Origin of the sequence: Rhodanobacter denitrificans, from assembly GCF_000230695.2 — a bacterium.
Lineage (GTDB): Bacteria > Pseudomonadota > Gammaproteobacteria > Xanthomonadales > Rhodanobacteraceae > Rhodanobacter > Rhodanobacter denitrificans.
The window spans coordinates 1,916,588-1,938,344 of sequence record NC_020541.1 but is presented as its reverse complement, the minus strand read 5'-3'; the positions used below and the strand labels follow the sequence as shown (position 1 = coordinate 1,938,344).

19 protein-coding genes and 2 pseudogenes are annotated in these 21,757 nt (G+C 65.4%); 14 read left to right on the top strand and 7 right to left on the bottom strand.

Annotated elements, in window-relative coordinates; translation table 11 throughout:
* Positions 1–20 precede the first annotated feature (20 nt).
* Positions 21–686, bottom strand: coding sequence for a TetR/AcrR family transcriptional regulator (locus R2APBS1_RS08700; RefSeq protein WP_015447653.1), 666 nt, complete (start codon positions 684–686; stop codon positions 21–23).
* Positions 687–871: 185 nt separating this feature from the next.
* Here R2APBS1_RS08700 and ndk point away from each other — a divergent pair, with 185 nt between their 5' ends.
* The 11 genes from ndk (at position 872) to tadA (ending at position 12,449) form a co-directional block, all read left to right on the top strand.
* Positions 872–1,297 (top strand): nucleoside-diphosphate kinase, encoded by a 426-nt coding sequence (gene ndk, locus R2APBS1_RS08695; RefSeq protein WP_007508348.1) that lies wholly within the window; start codon positions 872–874, stop codon positions 1,295–1,297.
* A 2-nt stretch (positions 1,298–1,299) separates the two neighbouring features.
* Positions 1,300–2,430 (top strand): dual-specificity RNA methyltransferase RlmN, encoded by a 1,131-nt coding sequence (gene rlmN / locus R2APBS1_RS08690; RefSeq protein ID WP_007508349.1) that lies wholly within the window; start codon positions 1,300–1,302, stop codon positions 2,428–2,430.
* The gene (gene pilW / locus R2APBS1_RS08685) at positions 2,420–3,208 is read left to right on the top strand and encodes a type IV pilus biogenesis/stability protein PilW (RefSeq protein WP_007508350.1); all 789 of its coding nucleotides are present in this window, start codon (positions 2,420–2,422) and stop codon (positions 3,206–3,208) included. Before rlmN ends, pilW begins: the two co-directional genes overlap by 11 nt.
* On the top strand, positions 3,205–4,200 hold the full coding sequence (locus tag R2APBS1_RS08680) for a helix-turn-helix domain-containing protein (protein WP_015447652.1): 996 nt from the start codon (positions 3,205–3,207) through the stop codon (positions 4,198–4,200). The genes pilW and R2APBS1_RS08680 overlap by 4 nt, the downstream gene beginning before the upstream one ends.
* A gap of 153 nt (positions 4,201–4,353) precedes the next feature.
* Entirely contained in the window at positions 4,354–5,004 is a 651-nt protein-coding gene (locus tag R2APBS1_RS08675; protein WP_015447651.1) for a YfgM family protein, read from the top strand.
* A complete protein-coding gene (gene bamB, locus R2APBS1_RS08670; RefSeq protein ID WP_015447650.1) occupies positions 5,001–6,212 on the top strand; it encodes an outer membrane protein assembly factor BamB in 1,212 nt (403 codons plus the stop codon). The genes R2APBS1_RS08675 and bamB overlap by 4 nt, the downstream gene beginning before the upstream one ends.
* 22 nt (positions 6,213–6,234) lie before the next feature.
* On the top strand, positions 6,235–7,638 hold the full coding sequence (der, locus tag R2APBS1_RS08665; protein WP_007508358.1) for a ribosome biogenesis GTPase Der: 1,404 nt from the start codon (positions 6,235–6,237) through the stop codon (positions 7,636–7,638).
* A gap of 90 nt (positions 7,639–7,728) precedes the next feature.
* Positions 7,729–8,598, top strand: coding sequence for a bifunctional methylenetetrahydrofolate dehydrogenase/methenyltetrahydrofolate cyclohydrolase FolD (gene folD / locus R2APBS1_RS08660; protein WP_015447649.1), 870 nt, complete (start codon positions 7,729–7,731; stop codon positions 8,596–8,598).
* Between the two features lie 89 nt (positions 8,599–8,687).
* A complete protein-coding gene (gene guaB, locus R2APBS1_RS08655; protein WP_015447648.1) occupies positions 8,688–10,145 on the top strand; it encodes an IMP dehydrogenase in 1,458 nt (485 codons plus the stop codon).
* 132 nt (positions 10,146–10,277) lie between these two features.
* The gene (gene guaA / locus R2APBS1_RS08650; RefSeq protein ID WP_007508362.1) at positions 10,278–11,882 is read left to right on the top strand and encodes a glutamine-hydrolyzing GMP synthase; all 1,605 of its coding nucleotides are present in this window, start codon (positions 10,278–10,280) and stop codon (positions 11,880–11,882) included.
* Positions 11,883–11,960: 78 nt separating this feature from the next.
* Entirely contained in the window at positions 11,961–12,449 is a 489-nt protein-coding gene (gene tadA / locus R2APBS1_RS08645; protein ID WP_027489550.1) for a tRNA adenosine(34) deaminase TadA, read from the top strand.
* A 3-nt stretch (positions 12,450–12,452) separates the two neighbouring features.
* Here the strand turns inward: tadA and R2APBS1_RS08640 are convergent, their stop codons facing one another.
* From R2APBS1_RS08640 to R2APBS1_RS08615, 6 genes and pseudogenes are all read right to left on the bottom strand, one after another.
* Positions 12,453–12,992: a VOC family protein gene (locus R2APBS1_RS08640; protein ID WP_015447646.1), complete on the bottom strand. Its 540-nt coding sequence runs from the start codon at positions 12,990–12,992 to the stop codon at positions 12,453–12,455.
* Between the two features lie 469 nt (positions 12,993–13,461).
* Positions 13,462–14,211 carry a hypothetical protein gene (locus R2APBS1_RS08635; RefSeq protein WP_015447645.1) on the bottom strand — a complete coding sequence of 250 codons (750 nt, stop codon included), beginning with the start codon at positions 14,209–14,211 and terminating at the stop codon, positions 13,462–13,464.
* Between the two features lie 135 nt (positions 14,212–14,346).
* Complete coding sequence (locus tag R2APBS1_RS08630; protein ID WP_007508372.1) at positions 14,347–14,679, bottom strand: cupredoxin domain-containing protein; 333 nt, start codon at positions 14,677–14,679, stop codon at positions 14,347–14,349.
* An 878-nt stretch (positions 14,680–15,557) separates the two neighbouring features.
* Positions 15,558–15,798 (bottom strand): annotated as a pseudogene (locus R2APBS1_RS20525) (DNA topoisomerase IB); the annotation flags it as partial.
* A gap of 51 nt (positions 15,799–15,849) precedes the next feature.
* A pseudogene (locus tag R2APBS1_RS08620) lies at positions 15,850–16,857 on the bottom strand (helix-hairpin-helix domain-containing protein); the annotation flags it as partial.
* 262 nt (positions 16,858–17,119) lie between these two features.
* Positions 17,120–18,010, bottom strand: a complete 891-nt coding sequence (locus tag R2APBS1_RS08615; protein WP_015447644.1) for a DNA-binding protein — start codon at positions 18,008–18,010, stop codon at positions 17,120–17,122.
* A 108-nt stretch (positions 18,011–18,118) separates the two neighbouring features.
* On the opposite strand from R2APBS1_RS08615, the gene R2APBS1_RS08610 reads away from it, so the two are divergent.
* The 3 genes from R2APBS1_RS08610 to R2APBS1_RS19285 all read left to right on the top strand — a co-directional run bounded on the left by R2APBS1_RS08610 (position 18,119) and on the right by R2APBS1_RS19285 (position 21,608).
* Positions 18,119–19,264, top strand: coding sequence for a site-specific integrase (locus R2APBS1_RS08610; protein WP_015447643.1), 1,146 nt, complete (start codon positions 18,119–18,121; stop codon positions 19,262–19,264).
* Between the two features lie 123 nt (positions 19,265–19,387).
* Positions 19,388–20,461 carry a CBASS cGAMP-activated phospholipase gene (locus R2APBS1_RS08605; protein WP_015447642.1) on the top strand — a complete coding sequence of 358 codons (1,074 nt, stop codon included), beginning with the start codon at positions 19,388–19,390 and terminating at the stop codon, positions 20,459–20,461.
* Positions 20,415–21,608 carry a CBASS cGAMP synthase gene (locus R2APBS1_RS19285; RefSeq protein ID WP_051061148.1) on the top strand — a complete coding sequence of 398 codons (1,194 nt, stop codon included), beginning with the start codon at positions 20,415–20,417 and terminating at the stop codon, positions 21,606–21,608. Before R2APBS1_RS08605 ends, R2APBS1_RS19285 begins: the two co-directional genes overlap by 47 nt.
* The last annotated feature ends 149 nt before the right edge of the window (positions 21,609–21,757 follow it).

Genomic DNA, 21,757 nt, shown 5'->3' with positions numbered 1-21,757 from the left:
AAAGAGGTGGGGCAAGTGGATCAGGGATGGCTGAGGCCAGCGATGGCGAAGCGGATCAGGTGCTGCGCGGTCTGTTCGCGATGGACGTGTTCGCTGACGTCACTCTTGCGCTGGATCATGCCGAAGCCGGACATCGCGTGGGTCAGTGCACCGGTGACCAGGTCGATGCGCCAGTACAGCTCTTCCTTGCTCAGCTGCGGCAGCAGGCGCGCGAACTCGGCGGTGAACTGGCGCATCACGTGGCCGTAGTTCGCGGAAAGGAACTGGCGCAGGGTGTCGTCGTGCTCGGCGAACGCGCGTGCCAGCACGCGCATGAACAAGGCGCCGCTGTCGTCGTGCGACAGGTCCAGGGCGGGGCGGATGAACGCTTCCAGCACGTCCTCGAGGGTGCTGTCTTCGGCACCGGCGATCTTGGCGAGTGCCGTCAGTCGGCGTTCGTTCAACGCGTCCAGCCGGCGCCGGAACACTTCCTCGACCAGCTTGTCCTTGGAACCGAAGTGGTAATTGACCGCGGCCAGATTGACCCCGGCCGCGGCAGTGAGCTGGCGCAGCGAGGCCCCGTCGAAGCCGCGCTGGGCGAACAGGAGCTCGGCGGCGCCGAGTATCCGTTCCTTGGTTGAGCCGGAGCTGTTCACGGGCGGAATCATCCATCGGCCACGGGCCGGTTCAAACGATCGTTTGAGCATACGCGGACAGCTCGGCAGCCGTCAAACGAGCGTTTGTTGCAAACGTCCGCCGACTTGCGTATGAGTTAGAATCTGTCAAACTTTCCTGAGCTAAATCCGCAATCCATGTCGGAATTAGCCGATTTTGCCGGCCCGAGCGGCCACGCCTTTTTCCCCATCCATCCGTTTTTCCGGAGCAGACCCGTATGGCGCTGGAGCGCACTCTTTCCATCATCAAGCCCGATGCCGTCGCCAAGAACGTCATCGGCGAAATCTATGCCCGCTTTGAAAAGGCCGGCCTGAAGATCGTCGCCGCGCGCATGAAGCAGCTGTCGCGCGCCGAGGCCGAAGGCTTCTATGCCGTGCATCGCGAGCGGCCGTTCTTCAAGGCCCTGGTCGAGTTCATGATCTCCGGCCCGGTGATGATCAGCGTGCTGGAAGGCGAGAACGCCGTGCTCGCCCACCGCGACCTGATGGGCGCCACCAACCCGAAGGAAGCGGCCAAGGGCACGATCCGCGCCGACTTCGCCGAGTCGATCGACGCCAATGCCGTGCACGGTTCCGACGCGGTCGAGACCGCCAAGGTGGAGATCGCCTATTTCTTCGCGGCGACGGATGTGGTTTCAAGGTAACCATGCAACAAGTCGTCGCCAGCTCGAACAAGGTCAACCTGCTCGACTTCGATCGCCAGGGGCTGCGTGATTTCTTCACGCAGCTCGGCGAGAAGCCGTATCGCGCCGAGCAGGTGATGAAGTGGATCTACCACGACCTGGAAGACGACTTCGAGAACATGACCGACGTGGGCAAGGCGCTGCGCGCCAAGCTCACCGAGGCCTGCTACATCGGCGCGCCGAAGACGCTGCTGGACAAGGTGGCCACCGACGGCACGCACAAGTGGCTGCTGGGCATGGACAGCGGCAATGCGATCGAGACGGTGTACATCCCCGAGCCGACCCGCGGCACGCTGTGCGTCTCCTCGCAGATCGGTTGCGCGCTGAACTGCCAGTTCTGCTCGACCGGCGCGCAGGGCTTCAACCGCAACCTGTCCACCGCCGAGATCATCGGCCAGGTGTGGGTGGCGGCGAAGTACCTAGGCAACGTCACCCACCAGAACCGGCGCATCACCAATGTGGTGATGATGGGCATGGGTGAGCCGCTGGCCAATTTCGACAACGTGCTGAAGGCGATGAAGTTGATGCGCGACGACCTGGGCTTCGGTCTGGCGGCCAAGCGCGTCACGCTGTCCACCGCCGGCCTGGTACCGCTGATCGACCAGTTGTCGGAGGCCATCGACGTGTCGCTGGCGGTGTCGCTGCACGCCGCCAACGACGAGCTGCGCACCGAGCTGATGCCGATCAACAAGCGCTATCCGATCGCCGAGCTGCTGGCAGCCTGCCAGCGCTGGATTGCGCGCAAGCCGCGCACCTCGATCACTTTCGAGTACACCTTGATGCAGGGCGTCAACGACCAGCCCGAGCACGCCCGCCAGCTGATCAAGCTGATGCGCAAGCTGCCGACGTGCAAGGTCAACCTGATCCCGTTCAATCCTTTCCCGGGCACCCAGTTCAAGCGCTCTGACGCCGCCGACATCCACGCGTTCCAGACGCAGCTGCTGAATGCCGGCGTGCTGACCATGCTGCGGCGCACCCGCGGCGACGACATCGATGCTGCCTGCGGCCAGCTGGCCGGACAGGTCACCGACCGCACCCGGCGCAGCGCCGATATCCGCAAACGGCAGGACGAGGGGGCAACGCATGCGATTTGACCGGGTCGTGATCTTCAGCCTGCTGTTGCCGCTGGCCGGCTGCATCACCACACATACGGACAGCAGCTCGCTGGGCAAGAGCATGCCGCAGACCAGCAAGGCGGAGCAGGCCGAGGACGCCGCCCGGATCCATACCGAGCTGGGCCAGCGCTACATGACCAACGGCGACCTGCAGACCGCGCTGGAAAAGCTGACCAAGGCGCTGCAATTCGACCCCAATTACGCACCGGCGCACACCGTGATCGCGGTGCTGTACGAGCGCATCAACAAGCTGCCCGAAGCCGAGCAGCATTACCGCAAGGCCGTGGCGCTGGAACCGGCCAGGGGTGCACCGAACAACAACCTCGGCGTCTTCCTTTGCCATACCGGGAAAATCGCCGAGGCAAAGCAGTATTTCCAGAAAGCCGTCGCCGATCCGTTCTACCAGACCCCCGACGTGGCGCTGACCAACGCCGGCGTCTGCCAGTTGCGCGCCGACGACGCCAGCGGGGCCGAAGCGAGTTTTCGTGACGCCATCGCAAGAAATCCCAAGAATGCGGAGGCACTCTTCCAGCTTGCAAACACGCTTTATCTGAACAAGGATGCATTTCGCGCCAGGGCTTTCCTCCAGCGGTTCGATGCGCTGGGCCAGCCGACGGCCGCGTCGCTCAAGCTCGGCCACGACATCGAAATCCGTCTGGGCAACCCGGAAGGTGCCCGTACCTACAGCAAGCGATTGCTCAGCCAGTTCCCGGATTCGGAGCAGGCGCACACCCTAGACACCACTGCCAGCCCATGACCTCCATGCAGTCTCCATCGACCGACCAGCGTCCAGACGAGCCCGGGCTGTTCGGTATCAATTTGCTCAACATGGATGTGTCCTCGACAGGCCCCCACACGGTGAGTTTCGGCAGTCGTCTGCATGCGGCACGTGAAGCCCAGGGTCTGGATCTGGAAGCCTGCGCCCACGGGCTGAAGTTGCCGGCCCGGGTACTGCGCCAGCTCGAGCGCGACCAGTACGACGGCATCGACTCCAAGATCTATCTGGCCAGCTATATCCGCAAGTACGGCCACCACCTGGGTATCAACGAGGCGTCGATCCAGGTCGAGCTCGATCGCATCAAGCAGATCGAACCGCCGCTGGTGGCCACCGGCGGCATCTCTCATTCGCGCTTCCTGCTGGATCGCTACGCCACGGCCGCCACCTACGTCGTGCTGACCGCGGTGATCGTGGTGCCGATGATCTGGCTGGGCGTACGCGGCACGCTGGATCGTGACCTCAGCCACCTTGCGCCACTCGATGCTGCACCGGTCGCCCAGATGGAAACACGCGCCACGGATGCCGTGGCGACCGACGCGCCGGCCAGCACGCCGATTCCGCAGGCATCGCCCAGGACGCCGCCGCCGCCGGAACAGGAGCAACCGCTGCTGGCCTCGATGGCACCGTTCCCGAACCTGGAAAGCGCCAGCCTGCCGCCGCCGGCGCGGCAGGTCGCGCCGGTCGCGAACAGCGGTGCCGACGGCCACAGCCTGAGCCTCAGCCTGTCTTCGGCCAGTTGGGTGGAAGTGACACAGGCCGACGGCACACGGCTGGAGTACGGCCTGCTCGCCGCCGGCAGCAGCAAGACCTGGCACAGCGATCAGCCGCTGGACGTGCGCATCGGCAACGCCAGCGGTGCGCAGGTCAGCATCGATGGCAACTCGATCGGCTTGGACGATTTCCGGCGCGCCAACGTTGCCCATTTCCGCCTGCAGATGCAGGACGGCAAGGCCTCAGCCACCAGCCTTTGATCACCGCTCGGGCCGCTGCGTGCGGCCCATTTCGGTTATGCTTGCCCACTCGGTTCGCTCGGCAACGAGCGGGCGCAAGCGGCTTTTTCCCTTGGTTACCGCACCGGCCCGTGCCCGCGTCTGCGTGTGGGCGGCCTCTTGAATGGTGATTGCATGGCATTTGAAGAATACGACAAGTACGAACAGAGCGAGCTGGTTCAGAAGTGGCTGCGCGACAATGGCATGTCGATCGTCGTCGGCATCGCGATCGGCCTGGTCGGCATCTTCGGTTGGCAGCAATTGCGCAACCATCAGGCGCGCAACGAGGGGCAGGCTTCGCAGCTCTATCAGCAGATCCAGATTGCGCAGGCGTCCGGCAAGGCGGACACCGCCTCGCAGCTGACCGATCAACTGATGAAGGATTACGCGAAGTCGCCATTTGCCGTATTTGCGGTCAGCGAGCGCGCCAAGCAGCAGGTCCAGGCCGGCCAGCTGGACAAGGCCGAGTCGTCGCTGGAGTGGGCTGAGAGCCATGCCGGTGCATCCCCGCTGAAGTCGCTGACGCTGCTGCGTATCGCGCAGGTGGAACTGGCCCGCGACCACGGCAAGCAGGCGCTGGCCACGCTGGACCGCATCCCGGCCGACAGCTACCAGGGGCTGGTGCAGGAACTCCGCGGTGATGTGCTGGTCAAGCTTGGACGCTCGGACGAAGCACGCAAGGCCTACCAGACGGCCCTGACGGCACTGGGCGAGGAAGCGCCGCAACGCGGCGCCTTGCAGATGAAACTCGATGATTTGGCCACGGCCGGGAAGCAGGGTGCATGAAACCTGAAATGATCAAACGTGCCTTGCTGATCGCGCTGGCTTCGCTGGTAACCCTCGCCGGGTGCCATTCGTTCAAGAAGGAAAACGTCCAGCCGCCGACTCCGCTGGCCAAGGACTTCAAGCCGACCTTGCAGGTCACCCGCCTGTGGCGAACCAGCGTGGGTGACGGTGCCGGCACGAGCGGCGCACGCCTGCGCCCGACCGTGGTCGACGGCGTGCTCTACGCCGCCAGCACGAACGGCAAGCTGGTCGCGATCGATGCCACCAGCGGCAAGAGCCTGTGGTCGAAGAGCTCGCGCACCCACGGCTGGTTCGGCTGGGGCGACAAGAAGCGCAAGGACGCCCAGTACGCCGGCGGGCCTGCCGTCAATGGCGACCTGCTCGCCGTCGGCACGCTGGACGGCCACGTCTACGCGGTGAATGCGAAAGACGGCAGTCCGCGCTGGGACGTCGAGGTGAGCAGCGAAGTGCTGGCGTCGCCGGTGATCGTCGGCGACATGGTCGTGGTGCGTACCGGCGACGGCCGCGTCTACGCGCTGGACGCCGCGACCGGCCAGCGCCGCTGGGTCTACGACCAGGGCACCGTGCCGCTGCTCAGCCTGCGCGGCAACGGCGCGCTGCTGGCAGCCAACGGCGTGCTGTTCTTCGGCAGCGACGACGGCAAGCTCGTCGCCCTGCGCCAGGACAATGGCGCGAAGCTGTGGGAACAGAAACTGGCCAGCGGCGAAGGCCGTACCGAAATCGACCGCCTGAACGATGCGGACGGTGCGATCCTGCTGGACGGCAGCACGCTCTACGGCACCGCCTATCACGGCAACGTGGCGGCGGTCGACGGCCCCAGCGGCCGCCCGTTGTGGACGCATCCGTTCTCCAGCTTCGAGTCGCTGGCGGTCAACGACCATGCGGTCTTTGGCGTCAACGACGCCTCGGTGGTGTGGGCATTCGACAAGAATGGCGGCGCCGACATATGGAAGAACGATGCACTGAAATACCGCTGGCTCAGCGGCCCGGCGGTGCAGGGCAACTACGTCGTGGTCGGCGACCTGGAAGGCTACGTGCACTGGCTGCAGACCGGCGACGGCGCGCTGGCCGCACGCGAGCGCCTGTCGAAGAAGGCGATCCGCGCACAACCGCTGGTGGTGGGCGACATCGTGTACGTCGAGGACGTCGAGGGCCGCATCGGCGCCTACCGTCTGTCCGCGCACTGATCGCCGGAACGAAGCGCTCCTCATGCTGCCCGTCGTCGCACTGGTTGGTCGCCCGAATGTCGGCAAGTCGACCCTTTTCAACGTGCTGACGCGCAGCCGCGACGCCCTGGTGGCCGACATGCCGGGCGTCACCCGCGACCGCCACTACGGCATCTGCCGTACCGGTGAACGGCCCTTCGTGGTGGTCGACACCGGTGGTCTGTCCGGCATCGACGAGGCCATGGACGTGCTGACCGCCAGGCAGGTGCGCCTGGCGATCGCCGAAGCGGACGTGCTGGTGTTTGTGGTCGACGCCCGCGACGGCCTGCTGCCGCAGGACGACGCGATCCTGGCCGAACTGCGGCGCAGCGGCAAACCGATCGTGGCGGCGGTCAACAAGACCGACGGCCTCGACGAACAGGCCGTCATGGCCGAGTTCTTCGCGTTCGGCATCGGTGCCACCTTGCCGCTGTCGGCAGCGCACAACCGCGGTACCGACGATTTTCTGCGGGTACTGCTGCCGCTGCTGCCGGCCGACCGGGAAGCCGCGGCGGAAGCCGAGGGCGAGGACGGCAGCATCCGCGTGGCCATCGTTGGCCGTCCGAACGCCGGCAAGTCGACCCTGATCAATCGCCTGCTGGGCGAGGAGCGGCTGATCGTCTCCGACGTCGCCGGCACCACCCGCGATCCGATCCGGGTGCCGCTGGAGCGCGACGGCAAGCGCTACACGCTGATCGACACCGCCGGCATCCGGCGCAAGGCGCGGGTCGAGGAGGCGGTGGAGAAGTTCAGCGTCATCAAGACGCTGCAATCGATCGCCGCCGCCCAGGTCGTGGTGGTGATGATCGATGCCCGCGAGAACCTTGCCGACCAGGATCTCACCCTGATCGGCTACGCGATCGACGAGGGTAGGGCGCTGGTCATCGCGATCAACAAGTGGGACGACATGGACTCGTACCAGCGCGACGAATGCCGCCGCGCGCTGGACCGGCGACTGGTGTTCGTCGACTGGGCCAAGCAGGTGCAGATCTCCGCACTGCACGGCTCCGGCCTGCGCGAACTGATGCGTGCAGTGGTGCGCGCACATGCGTCGGCGACCAAAGAGCTGGTCTCCTCCGACCTCACCAAGGCACTGGAAAAAGCCTACGAGAGCTACCAGCCGCCACTGGTGAACGGTCATGCGCCGAAGCTGCGTTTCGCGCACCCGGGCGGCACCAATCCGCCGACCATCGTCATCCACGGCAGCCGCACCAAGCACATCGCACCGGCCTACCAGCGTTACCTCGAGAACTTCTTCCGCAAGCGCTACAAGCTGGAAGGCACGCCGATCCGGATCGTGTTCCGCGAAGGTGAGAACCCGTATGCCGGACGCAAGAAGGTGCTGACCAAGGAACAGCAGCACAAGGCAAGGCGGCGGCTCAGCGAGCTGATCAAGCGCACGCGCTAAGAGCTTCCCACTGACCTTCGGGTGCATGCGCCGTTTGTGCGCACCGGGCTGAGCCCGGATAATGGCGGACTTCGCAGCCAGGCCTCTCCCATGAACGCACGCATCCTCGACGGCAAGCGCATCGCGCAGGAACTGCTGGAGCGTGTCGGCCTGCGCGTCGCTGCCAGGACCGCGCAGGGACTGCCCCCGCCGGGACTGGCGGTGGTGCTGGTGGGCAACGACGCAGCCTCCGCGGTCTATGTCCGCAACAAGCGCAGGGCCTGCCAGCAGGTGGGCTTCCGTTCGTTCGGCTACGACCTGCCGTCGACTACCAGCCAGGACGAACTGTTCGCCCTGATCGACCGGCTCAATGCCGACCCGGACGTGCACGGCATCCTGGTGCAGTCGCCGCTGCCGCAACACATCGACGAGGATGCGCTGGTCGATCGCATCGACCCCAACAAGGACGTCGACGGCTTCCAGGCGATCAATGTGGGTCGGCTGGCCTTGCGCCGTTTCGGCCTGCGCCCGTGCACGCCGAAGGGCGTGATGACCCTGCTCGGCCACACCGATCGCCCGGTGCGCGGCCAGCACGCGGTGGTGATCGGCGTGTCCAACCACGTGGGCCGCCCGCTGGTGCTGGAGCTGCTGATCGCCGGCTGCACCACCACCTGCTGCCACAAGTTCACCCGTGACCTGGAAAGCCACGTGCGCCAGGCCGACATCATGATCGTCGCCGCGGGCAAGCCGGGGCTGGTGAAGGGCGAATGGATCAAGCCTGGCGCCGTGGTGATCGACGTGGGCATCAACCGGCTCGACGACGGCCGCCTGGTCGGCGACGTGGAATTCGCGCCGGCCGCCGAGCGTGCCAGCTGGATCACCCCGGTGCCCGGCGGCGTCGGCCCGATGACGGTGGCCACGCTGATGGAGAACACGCTGGAGGCGGCGGAAGCGCGCACGACACCGCGTCGGGTCGCCTGACGCGTCGGTTGTTGCTGCATTAAGCAGCACGTCTGGCGAGCCCACCGGCAGGGCGCGTATAATTCCCTCTTTGCAGCGGGACTTTTCGCATGCGCATCCTCGCCGAGGCCCTGACCTACGACGACGTTTACCTCGTTCCGGGCCATTCCGTCGTGCTTCCCCGCGACGTCGACACCTCCACCCGCTTCACCCGCAACCTGCGTTTGAACATTCCGATCGTGTCGGCCGCGATGGACACCGTCACCGAGGCGCGGCTGGCCATCACCATGGCACAGAACGGCGGCATCGGCATCATCCACAAGAACATGACCGCCGAGCAGCAGGCCGCCGAAGTGCGCCTGGTGAAGAAGTTCGAGGCCGGCGTGATCCGCAGCCCGATCACCGTGGGCCCGGACACCTCGATCCGCGAAGTGCTGCGGCTCACCCACGCGCACAACATCTCCGGCGTGCCGGTGGTCGAGGGCAGCAAGCTGGTCGGCATCGTCACCAGCCGCGACATGCGCTTCGAGCGCAAGCCCGACGACCCGGTGCGCAACATCATGACCCGCCAGGACAAGCTGGTCACGGTGAAGGAAGGCGCCAGCCAGGACGAGGTGCTGCAGCTGCTGCACCGGCACCGCATCGAGAAGGTGCTGGTGGTCAACGACGCGTTCCAGTTGCGCGGGCTGATCACCGTGAAGGACATCCAGAAGGCGCGCGACAACCCGTATGCCGCCAAGGACAGCCACGAGGCGCTGCTGGTCGGTGCCGCGGTCGGCGTGGGTGGCGACACCGAGCAGCGCGTGGCCGCGCTGGTCGACGCCGGCGTCGACGTGCTGGTGGTGGACACCGCGCACGGCCATTCGCAGGGCGTGATCGAACGCGCCGGCTGGGTCAAGAAGCACTACCCGCAGGTGCAGGTGATCGCCGGCAACATCGTCACCGGCGAGGCGGCGCGCGCGCTGCTCGACGTGGGCGTGGACGCGGTCAAGGTCGGCGTGGGCCCCGGCTCGATCTGCACCACCCGCGTGGTCGCCGGCGTCGGCGTGCCGCAGATCACCGCGATCGACCTGGTCGCCACCGCGCTGAAGGACGAGATCCCGCTGATCGCCGATGGCGGCATCCGTTACTCGGGCGATATCCCCAAGGCGCTGGCCGCCGGCGCGTCCACCGTGATGCTCGGCTCGATGTTCGCCGGCACCGAGGAATCTCCCGGTGAAGTCGAACTGTTCCAGGGCCGCTCCTACAAGAGCTACCGCGGCATGGGCTCGATCGGCGCGATGCAGCTCGGCTCCAAGGACCGCTACTTCCAGGACGAAGCCGACGCCGACAAGCTGGTGCCCGAGGGCATCGAAGGCCGCGTGCCGTACCGCGGCCCGCTGCGCAACATCATCCACCAGCTGATCGGTGGCCTGCGCGCCTCGATGGGTTACCTGGGCGCGGCCACCGTCGAGGACGTGCGGCACAAGGCGCAGTTCGTCAAGGTGACCTCCGCCGGCGTTACCGAGGCGCACCCGCACGATATCCAGATCACCAAGGAAGCGCCGAATTACCGGCTGAATTCCTGAGTATCCGGGAGCCGGGAATGGAGAATGGGAAATGGGTAAAGCGGTCCACCTATCCGATCGCACTTTCGCTCCGAAGCTCGTGGTTCTTTCTATTTCCCATTTCCCATTCTCCATTCCCGCGTGCAGCCAGCCATGACTGAGTCCCGAACCCCGAATCCCCAATCCCGGCTCCACGACGACAAGATCCTCATCCTCGACTTCGGTGCGCAATACACCCAGCTGATCGCGCGGCGCGTGCGTGAGCTGGGCGTGTACTGCGAGATCTGGGCGTGGGACCACGATCCCGCCGAGATCGCCGCGTTTGGCGCGAAAGGCTTCATCCTGTCCGGCGGCCCGGAATCCACTACGCTGGAAGGCGCACCGAAAGCACCGCCGCAGGTGTTCGACGCCGGCCTGCCGATCCTCGGCATCTGCTATGGCATGCAGACCCTGGCCGCCCAGCTTGGCGGCGCCACGGAAGCGGCGGATGCCCGCGAGTTCGGTCACGCCAGCGTGGATATCGTGGCGCCCAGCCGCCTGTTCGACGGCCTCACCGATCACCCAGGCGAGCACAAGCTGGATGTATGGATGAGCCACGGCGACCACGTGTCGAAAGCGCCGCCGGGCTTCGTCGTCACCGGCAGCACCGACCGCATCCCGGTCGCGGTGATGGAGAACGATGCCAAGCGCTGGTACGGCGTGCAGTTCCACCCCGAAGTGACGCATACGAAGCAGGGCGGGGCACTGCTGAAGCGTTTCATCACCGGGATCTGCGGCTGCGCGACGCTGTGGACCGCGGCCAACATCATCGGCGACCAGATCGAGCGCGTGCGCGCCCAGGTCGGCGACGATCACGTGCTGCTGGGCCTGTCCGGCGGCGTCGACTCTTCGGTGGTCGCCGCCTTGCTGCACAAGGCGATCGGCGACCGGCTGACCTGCGTGTTCGTCGACACCGGGCTGCTGCGCTGGCAGGAAGGCGATCAGGTGATGGCCACCATGGCCGAGCACATGGGCGTCAAGGTGATTCGCGTCGATGCAGCCGATCGCTACTTCCAGGCGCTCGAAGGCGTGACCGACCCGGAAACCAAGCGCAAGATCATTGGCGGCCTGTTCGTGGAGATCTTCGACGAGGAGTCAAGCAAGATCACCGCCGACGGCAGCAAGGTGAAATGGCTGGCGCAGGGCACGATCTACCCCGACGTGATTGAGTCGGCCGGCAGCAAGACCGGCAAGGCCCATGTCATCAAGAGCCATCACAACGTCGGTGGCTTGCCGGCGCACATGAAGCTGAAGCTGGTCGAGCCGCTGCGCGAGCTGTTCAAGGACGAGGTGCGCCGGATCGGCGTGGAACTTGGCCTGCCGCGCGCCATGGTCTACCGCCACCCGTTCCCCGGCCCCGGCCTCGGCGTGCGCATCCTGGGCGAAGTGAAGCGCGAATACGCCGAATTGCTGGCCAAGGCCGACGCGATCTTCATCGACGAGCTGCGCAAGGCCGACCTTTACGACAAAACCAGCCAGGCGTTCGCGGTGTTCCTGCCGGTGAAGTCGGTCGGTGTGGTGGGCGATGCACGCGCCTACGAGTGGGTGATAGCGCTGCGCGCGGTGGAAACCGTCGATTTCATGACCGCACACTGGGCGCATCTGCCCTACGAGTTTCTTGGCAAGGTTTCAAACCGTATTATCAATGAGTTGCGTGGTGTTTCTCGTGTCGTTTATGACATCAGTGGCAAGCCACCGGCCACGATCGAGTGGGAGTAGGGAAATCAACCACTTGAACGCACCCGAGAAGGCCGGCAACTTGCCGGCTTTCTCATGTTCAAGCCACAATGCATTGAAATGACTGACGAAGTAATTGGAAGCTCAGGCGAATTCTCGGCCGCCGACGTGCAGTACATGCAGCGCGCGTTGCAATTGGCCAAGCACGCCCGCGATGCCGAGAACGAAGTACCGGTAGGCGCGGTGCTGGTGCAGGGCGGGAAAATCGTCGGGTTGGGCTGGAACCGCAACATCACCCTGCACGACCCGACTGCCCATGCCGAGATCATGGCCATGCGCGCCGCCGGCGAGAAGCTGGCCAACCACCGCCTGTCCGGCGCCACGCTGTACGTCACGCTGGAGCCATGCTCGATGTGTGCGATGGCGATGATCCACGCTCGCCTCGGCCGAGTAGTCTACGCCGCCGCCGACCCGAAGACCGGCGCCGCCGGCAGCGTGTTCGACACCCTGCAGGATGCGCGCCACAACCATCGCATCGAAGTGGTTGGCGGCTTGCTGGCCGAGGAATCCGCCGGCATGTTGCGCGAGTTCTTCCGCGCCCGCCGTTGAGCCTCAATCGCCACCGAGCGGCATCTCGACCGCCGCCAGATGGCTGTCGACGGAACCCGCCGCCTTGCTGTCCAGCAGCTGCAGGCGCAAGCCCCAGGGCGACACGAAATCCAGTACCAGACGGCCGGTCAGCGGTCCGGAACTCAACCGGTGCGGCATTCCGCTCACGTCGACGCCTTCGTCGCGCAGCCATTGGTCAGCATGGACGACGTCATCCGTCACGAATCGCAAGGTGCGGCCAACCTGTTCCGGCGACGGCCGTGCGGGTGAAAGAGTGGCATCCCGCTCATCGAACAGTTCAATGATCGAACCCGCGTCGCAGGCCAGCAGACTGGATTGCCGCGGGCTGTCGACCGCACCTGCGGCCGGGTCGAGCGGGCGACAGTTCAGCACATCTCGGAAAAAAGCCACGGCCTGCTGCAAGTCCGGCACGCCGATCCTGGCGTAGTCGCCGCCGTACAGCGTGGCCGCACCAGCACCCGGCAGCGCCACGCTCATCATGCCGAGCACGAGAAACAGCCGCGAAAGTAGTGATTTGCCCATGATCCGACACCCGAACGCACTCGTGCACAGCGATATGGCGTCGGCCGTTCGCGGCAAAACGCTTGGTGGGTGATCAGTGAGTCTCCATGGACGAACGATCGACCGAAACAAGATCGTTCCCAGGCGGAAACGGTGCGATCCCGCCAAGGCCGTTGATCCGCGGCCCGGCGAGCCGGATCTTTCGAGGTGTACGCACGAACCGACATGGATCGGGCCGATCAACTCACATCGCGAGGAACCCGGGAATGAAGACCAGCTTCAGCCGCCAGCCACTACATCCGCGACGCCGATTCGGTAACCCGAACGTCACGGGCCGCAGCGCCCCTGCCAGGCGCGCTGGCGCCGACATCGGCTTGCGCCCCACGGATGGTTACGACTGGTTGCGCCGGATCAAGCCGATCCGGGCCGCTCAGCGGGCAGGGCAGTAGCCCACGTTGCCAGGGTTCACTTCACCGCCACCGCGGTGCGCTCAAAAGAACTCGTACTCGACCTGGGCCAGCACCGTGCGCCGCGGAGCGGCGGGATTGATGCCCAGAAGCAGTCCGACACGGTACTCGATGTTGCCATGCGTGCCCGGCACGTGCCACTCACCGGTGGCCACGGGACCGGCCTGGTAGGCATGGTCGTCCGGCCGGCCATACGCCTCGATGCCTGGCCGAAATGCGGACGTCAATGCATAGGTGCCCGCGTAGCTGTAGCGGAACTCGGTGCCATGCGACGCGCCGCTGCCGACATGACGCTCCCAGATCAGGTTGACACGATGATCGAAGCGACCGGCCGCCTTCTCGAGCAGTGCGCCAAGCTCGAGTTCACCCGGACCACCGCCCCTGGGATGACCGTAGGAGGCAAGCAGGCCGATGTCGGCCCAATAACGGCCCGGCTCGGTGAATTGGAACGTGTTCTCGAATTCATAGCCCACCAGTTTCCCCCGGCCGCCGGGCTCTTTCTTGTACTCTGCCACGTAGAGTTCGGGTTTCCACCAACTGGTGACTGCGTGCGCGACGGAAAGCTCGGCCGCCCGCTCGCCGCCGATGTCCGCACGCCCGTCACTGAAACCGTAGCCGCGCAGCTCGATTTCGGTCTGGGTGGCTATCACATGCGGCGAGTAGACGATGAAATCGTCGGCATGCACGAGGCCGCTGCCTCCGAGCATGGCAAGGCCGAGGATTGTCGGAAAAATACGGCGGGAGTGATCGGTAAATGCGTAGTTTGCCTGCATGGAAAGTCCTGGGAAAACATCGGGTCGGGTAGCCACCTGCCGCAGCAGCAACGGCGATACGCGACTGATTGAGAACAGGTGTGAAGGGATCCACGCCATGGCGGCGGTGGGGGAGGCCGATCCGACGGCAGGCAGCTATTCCACGATCAGGCGCCCCTGGGCCGTGTCCTGGTGGAAGTCGCCAAAAAAGGCATAGGTACCGGCACGCAAGGGGCCGACATAAACCGTGGCGCTGCCGTTGGGCAGCACCAGCTTCTCGCGACTGAAATCAGTGCTTTCGAATTCCTCGGGCGTCGGATCCTGGTTGTTCACCACAATGCGCACCTTGGTATTGGCCGGCATCCTGATCTCGCTCGGCTGATAGCGATGGTTCTTGATGACCAAGGTGTACTCCGGCAACTCGCCGGCCACTACGTTTCCGGCAGCAGCCAGCAGGATGACCCCGGCCAGCATCAAAAAATACTTCATCTGCAAATCCCCGCGTGTTTGGTAAATGCTACTCATTGCTATTTGAGTCGTCAAGAGGCCAGGGGCGAGAGCCCAAGGCCAGCCGCACGACGAGCAGCGATTTGCGCCAGCCGTCTGGCGCGTGTGCGACGCCGGCTCCGAGCTGATGGACGGCAAGCTCCGCGATGGTCGCGCCGCTCTCCGGCATTCCATGCCCGCATGCACCCGCCCGGGCCGGGTATGGCGCGCCAGGCTGTCGGACGACCGATGCCGCTCCGGATGATGAAGCGATCCGGGCCCGTCGCCCGTTTCGCGGATCGACAGAACGCCGGCATCACGCCTACCGGGCTCCCCGTCCCCGAATCGGGGCTCCGGCGCGTAAAGTCCGATATTGGCCGGGATGCCTTCGCCAGCCAGGTCCCCAGCCCAGCCACAAGCAGACCTGCGCAGAGCGGCTTCCCCAAGGAGGCCGTCTGCGTAAGGCATAACGTGGAACAGGCGTGCCAAGCTCAATGCATGGGCACGCGATCGGTGCACGGGCAGACGCCGAGGAAGTCCGCGCACGCTGGGCGCGACAGCAAGCAGCTGTGGTGGAGCGTGCGGAAGCCCTCGGGGCTGATGTGCCAAACACGGCGATGCCGTAGGCATTTATTTGACATAATATACATTATGCGAAATTGCCAAGGGGTCAGCGCGGGCACGCAAGCCCCGCCGTCGCCGGGTCTGGCACATCTCCCCTGTTCTCCGCAGAGAAACTTCTACTTCCTGGTCCGCGGCTGGCGCGCTATCTCACCAACACGGTCAAGCATTTCAAGTACGAGACGCGCGGCAAAGCGCGGTTGCACAAGCGCGCGAACGCCACGGAACAGGCCGCCTGCCGCCAGTGGCTGGCGGCGGAACCCGCGCAGGTTGCTGCAGATCCACACCCGGGTATACGCGGGCGGTATCCCCCAGCGCGCGGATGCGCGCCAGCTCATCGCGATCCGTCACCGGCCGGCCATCCGCATCGCGGTAGCTGAAGCCCTTGCCGCGGCGCCGTCGGCTCAGGCCAGGCTGCGCGTCGCTGACATGGACCAGCCCCATCGCACGCGTCTCGCGGCGCGGATCCGGGACGTTTTCACGCGCGGTCGTTTTGGCCATTCGCGCCGGGTATGCGCAAGCCGGGGCAACGACGGGTGAGCCGCGACGAACTCAGTGGAAGTCCCGCGAGCGCGCATCCAGCGTGCCCAGCAGCGGGGTGAGGTCCTGCAGCCGGTGTGCGACCAGGTGACGGACGCCCTCGACGTTCTCCCACTGCCCTTCCACTGCCAGCAACCGCGCCTGCAGCAGCGCCCGGCGCTGGGTTTCGGCCACCTGCCGCCACACGATGACGTTGATCAGGCCATGCTCGTCCTCCAGCGTCACAAAGATGATGCCGCTGGCGGTTTGCGGTTGCTGTCGCGACGTCACCAGCCCGGCCACACGCACGTGGCTGTGGTGCGGCTGCCGACGCAGGACCTTGCCGTCGATGCAGCGCGCCGCGTCCAGGCGGGCGCGGATCTGTCGCAGCGGATGCACGCCCAGGCTGAGGCCGACCCGCGCATAATCCGCCAGCGTGTCCTCGGCCTGCGTCGGCAGCGGCAGGGTCACGGCCCGCTCGGCCGGACTGGTGTTGCCGAACAGCGGCAGTTGCGCCTCGACGCCGGCCACCGTCCAGCATGCGCGATGGCGATGGCCGGCCAGCCCGCGCAAGGCTGCCGCATCGGCCAGCAGCTCCTGGTGACGGCGATCGAGGCCGGATCGCACGCACAGGTCGGTGACGTCGGCGAACGGCTGCTGCCGGCGCGCGGCCATCAGGCGAAGCGCTGCCGCTTCGGAACACCCACGAACCATGCGCAGGCCCAGCCGGATCGCGCGCGCCTCGGCATGGCCGCGCGGGTCCGGTTCCAGCGTGCAGTCCCAGTCACTGAAACGCACATCCACCGGGCGCACCGCGACGCAATGACGCCGCACGTCCTGCACGATCTGGCTCGGTCCGTAGAAGCCCATCGGCTGCGCATTGAGCAGCGCGCAGGCGAACGCCGCGGGGTAATGACATTTCAGCCAGCACGAGGCGTAGACCAGGTTGGCGAAACTGGCCGCGTGCGATTCGGGGAAACCGTAGGAACCAAAGCCCTTGATCTGCTCGAAGATGCGCGCGGCGAATGCCGCCGTGTAGCCGGGGTCCGGCCGAGATACGTGTAAAAATAGGACACTCGGGCTGAAAAACAATTTCAGTCCAACGAGTTAGCGCAAGATTTCTCGCGCCGATCCTGGTCTGCTAAAGCGACCAGTCGAACGCCAAAGGTTAATCCTGATCGGCTCTGGCTCGAACAGCGTAAACCGATTCGGCCAGTAGTGCACTGAAATGCGGCCCAACGGAAGATCTGATTCTGGCGGGTTTCGACGGCTGATCAGCGGCGAAGCGATACGTCGACTTTCGTTAGGCGCGGCCCGCACCGCGTGGCTTCTTGGCAGGAACCCGTTTTCCACGCTTGCTCGCTGCCGCCACGGACTTGTCCTTGGCTCGTGCCACTTCCAACGCATCCGCGCGCCCCGCATGACGCGCTGCCGCTTTCTCGGCCTCTCGCAACGCATGCTGGAGCGCCTTGTGCTGTCGCTGAGTCTGCGCCCGCTCTTTGGTATGTTCGCGGCGCTGTACCTCCAGTTGCTGCCGAAAGGATTGGAGCTCCTGGCGCGCGCGGTCCACTTCCTGGTGCGCGCGATCTTCCACCGCACGGACATGCTCCTCCACACGCTCTCGCTCATTGACGGCCGCCGTTGTCGACGCGTTCTTTTCCCGTTGCAGCGCCTCGATGTCGGCGACTTGTCGATCGCAGAGCGCCTGCAGGCGATCCCGCTGCTGCACCAAGTCGTCCCGCAAGGCGTGGCTGTCACGTAGCTGGCTGTCCAAGTTTGTGCAGGTCTTTTCGGACAATTCGCGTTGGGTTTGGGCCTGGGTCACAGCGGCCTCAGCGTCCGCCAGAGTGGCCGCCCAGCGGGCCCGTTCCTCGGCCAAGTGAGCTGCCTCGGTGGCCAACGCGTCGCGCGTCTCGGTCACACGGGCCTGGAGGAGGCGATCCGCATGCGCCACCGCCAAGCGCCACAACTCGGTCATCGCCTGCCCGGCTTCGGGCGGCAGCTCCGGCAGCTGTAGCACCTGCTGCAGGCGTTCGGCCAAGTGATTGCGCCACACCTCCAGCATGCGCGTCACGGTGTTCGGCGAGCCCGTGCCCAAGGCGGCCCGGATTTTTTCCACGGTCGGTTTGTCGCCGGCGGCGACCAACGCGTCGGCGGCGGCGTTGACTTGGTCTTGGGTGATCCCTGTGCGCATCGGATGATCTCCTCGATCGGCGCCCTGCCCGCTTGGCTTCGTACTCGCGATAATAGATAGTTATCGTCGGTACATGGTTTATTTCGTTTATTATGATACATAGTACATATGAAAAAACATGACCTGTTGCCGCTGGCGAACGCCTTACCCATGCTGGATCCGGCGACGCTGGATGCGCGCGCGGCGGACGCGGTCCGTGAACTCCTGGCGGAAGCGGTCGCGGCGAACACCACCCGCAGCTACGCCAGCGCCTTGCGCTACTGGGCGGCCTGGTTCACCGGCCGCTACGGGCAGACGCTGGTGTTGCCGTTGTCGGAGGCTGTGGTCGTGCAGTTCCTGGTTGACCACACGGCGCGCCGCGGCAAGCACGGTTTGGTCTGGGAACTGCCACCGGCCTTGGATGCGGCCTTGATCGCTGGCGGCTTCAAGCAAAAAACCGGGCCGTTCAAGCTGGCCACACTGACACATCGGGTCGCCGTGCTGTCCAAGGCACATCAACTGCGGCGCGTGACCAATCCTTGCGCGAGCCCGAGCGTGCGCCACCTGCTGGCCCGCGCTCGCCGGGCGGCGACCAAGCGCGGCGAGCGGCCGACCAAGAAGACAGCCATCACTCGTCAGGAGCTCGAAACCATGCTGGCCACCTGCGACGACTCGCTGGAGGGCCGGCGAGACCGAGCCCTGCTCTGCTTCGCGTTCGCCAGCGGTGGCCGGCGGCGTAGCGAGGTGGCCGCGGCCGACTTGGCCGACTTGAAGGGCATCGACCAAGGCTATGTTTATCACCTGCCTTGTAGCAAGACCCGCCAGGCGGGTCCAACCGCCACCGACACGCCGGACAAGCCGCTCCTAGGCAATGCGGCGATTGCCCTGCGTGCTTGGCTCGATGCGAGTGGGCTCACCGAAGGCGCGATCTTTAGGCGCCTCTGGAAGCAGCGGATCGGCGGATCGTTGTCGCCGGCGGCGGTCGGGGCCATCGTGCAACGGCGCGCGGCACTCGCGGGGCTCACGGGGGATTTCGGGGGCCACAGCCTGCGCTCGGGCTTCGTCACCGAGGGCGCGCGCCAAGGTGTCGCCTTGCCCGCGTTGATGGCGATGACCGAGCATCGGTCGGTCAGTAGTGTGATGGGTTATTTCCATGCCGGATCGGCAGACCAGAATCCGGCAGCCCGCTTGATGGATGCTCCCGACGCCGATGAAGGATCGGTCGGCCGCCCCACCGTCGTGGCGTGTGAAGAGCCCGAGAAAATACGATGTTGAAAACGTGAACAGCACCCCAATGTGTGATGCGTGGATGTGCCTAATCCAAAGGGGTCGTCGCAACCGGTGAGATGCCGCGACCAGAGACTCCGGGCAGCGCGTCACCTGATGGGGAAAGACAACATGAGCACGTCCGCAGTGGCTATCGGGCAGGGTTCGGAACGCCCACCTAACCAGCGATTCCAGATTCTTGCCCTCTCCGGCGGGGGTTACCGCGGGTTATATACCGCGAAGATTTTGGCCGACCTCGAACAACATATCGGGGCGCCCATTGGCCGCCATTTCGATCTCATCGCCGGCACATCCATCGGGGGCATCCTGGCCTTGGCGGTGGCGCTGGAAATTCCCGCGGAGCGTATGGTGACGCTTTTCGAGCGGCACGGGGAAGCGATCTTTCGGCGTCGGTGGTCGTTGCGCGGCATCGTCCGCGCCCCTTACTCGCAGGCACCGCTGGCCGCGTTGCTGGCGCAGGATGACCTGTTCGGTGATCGCCGTTTGGAGGCGTGCCTTCACCCGGTGCTGGTACCCACCATCAACTACAGCACTGGCCTCCCGGTGCTCTTCAAGACACCGCATCACCCGAATTTCTCCCGCGATTTCCGCTACCAGCTGATTGATGTGGCCTTGGCCACCAGTGCAGCCCCCGCATACTTTCCGCGCCACGTCTTCGATCATCGTCAGTACATCGATGGCGGACTCTTTGCCAACGCCCCGGGTTTGCTCGCCCTGCATGAGGCCCAACATTTCCTCGGCCGCCCCCGGGAAGACATCTGCCTAGTCGCCATCGGCACCATGTCCGCGCGATTCACCGTTGACCCACGGCGCAATCGGAGTGGTGGCACCTACGACTGGGGCGGCTGGCACCCGGCGGAAACGCCCAAGCGGTTGTTTGGCGTCGCCATCTCCGCGCAGGAATCGCTGGTCCATCACCTGCTGGGCCATCAGCTGGCTCCTGGCCAATACTTCCACGTGGATGACGACCTGACCGATGCACGTGCTCGCGCGGTGGCACTCGACAAGGCCAACGCGGCCGCACGCGAAGTGCTGCTTGGTGTGGGCGCCGAACGCGCGAAATGGTGTCTTGGTGACCCAGCTTTTCGGACCGTCCTCCAACACTCCCCCATCGCCCCCCGCTTCTACCACGGTATCCATGCCCACCACGAAGAAGGAGTCGCTCGCGATGCTGTCACTGCATAAGTTGTTTTTGAACGCGGGCGCGCCCGACAGCTTCGATGAGGTGATTGCGCCGACGGATAGTCAGCGTCGGACGCTGATGGCCGCCAAAAATGCCATTCGCGAGCATCTTCGCGCGGACATTCGGGCAGCTACAACTACCGTGCTTGGCATGGATCGCATGGTGACGCCGCGCTTTCGCACTCAGGGTTCGTGGGCCTACAAGACCTGCGTGCAAGCCGCCCACCGCCCACCGCAGGAGATGGACTGGGATTTCGGCGTCTATCTGCCGGTGACCGTGTGGGACGAGCATGCCCCGCCGGCCCGCATGGCCAAGTTGTATTTTGAGCTGGTGGAACGTTCGCTGGGCCAATTGTGCGAACGCGAGGGCTGGCGACTGGAGCGTGGCAACACACGCTGCGTTCGGATCCGAATTGCCGATTGGGCTCACATCGATGTGCCCCTGTATGCCGCCCCCGAGGCCAAGTTTCACCAGGTAATGGAAAAAGCCGTGGCGTTGAATAGTGCCCACCATGCCTACCTTCACCTACGCGAAAGCGCGGCGCTGGACGAAGCGCCGGAGCCCTTCTGGGAGCTGCTGGACGAGATCCATGTAGCAACGCGTGACGGCCGCTGGCTGCCGTCCGATCCGGAGGCCGTGGCGAAGTGGTTCGATGATCAAGTGCTGGTGCATGGCGAGCAGCTGCGGCGTGTGTGCTGCTACCTCAAGGCATGGCGCGACTATCACTGGCGCGATGGCGGCGGTCCGAGTTCGGTATTGATCATGATCGTGGTTACTCAAGCGTTTGACGCCACCCCGCGACGCGATGATCTGGCCGTCGAGCGGGCCGCCATGACACTCGCCCGGGCGTTGGGCGACGGGGTGTACGAGCGCGGCATTGACGGCGGCGAGGAGGATTTTAACCGCATGTCATCCGGCGAGCGCCTGATCGCGGTGCAGCGGGCGGAGTCGCTGGCCCGTCAGATGTCCCTTAGCCGCCACTTCGGGCCGGGCCTCAGGCAGACGGCTGTCGATAACGTGCGCGCGCAGTTTGGCCCGCGCATCGCCGATAACTGCGAACTGGTGGCAGCCGACGATGGCACCGACGTGCGCCGCGTGCCGGCCGCCCAAGTGGTGCCTCCGGTGGTGGGTGCCACGAAGGCCGGCTAATGCCTGACGCCCCGCTCGTCGCACACGGCGAACTCGCTGCAGCCCTGCGGGCATTGCACGATCGCGGCTTCGCCCAGCTGCCGCGCGCGGGATACGCGCGGCGTTTCGAAGGCACACTCGCCTGCCAACGTGAGGTTCGGCCGGGATTC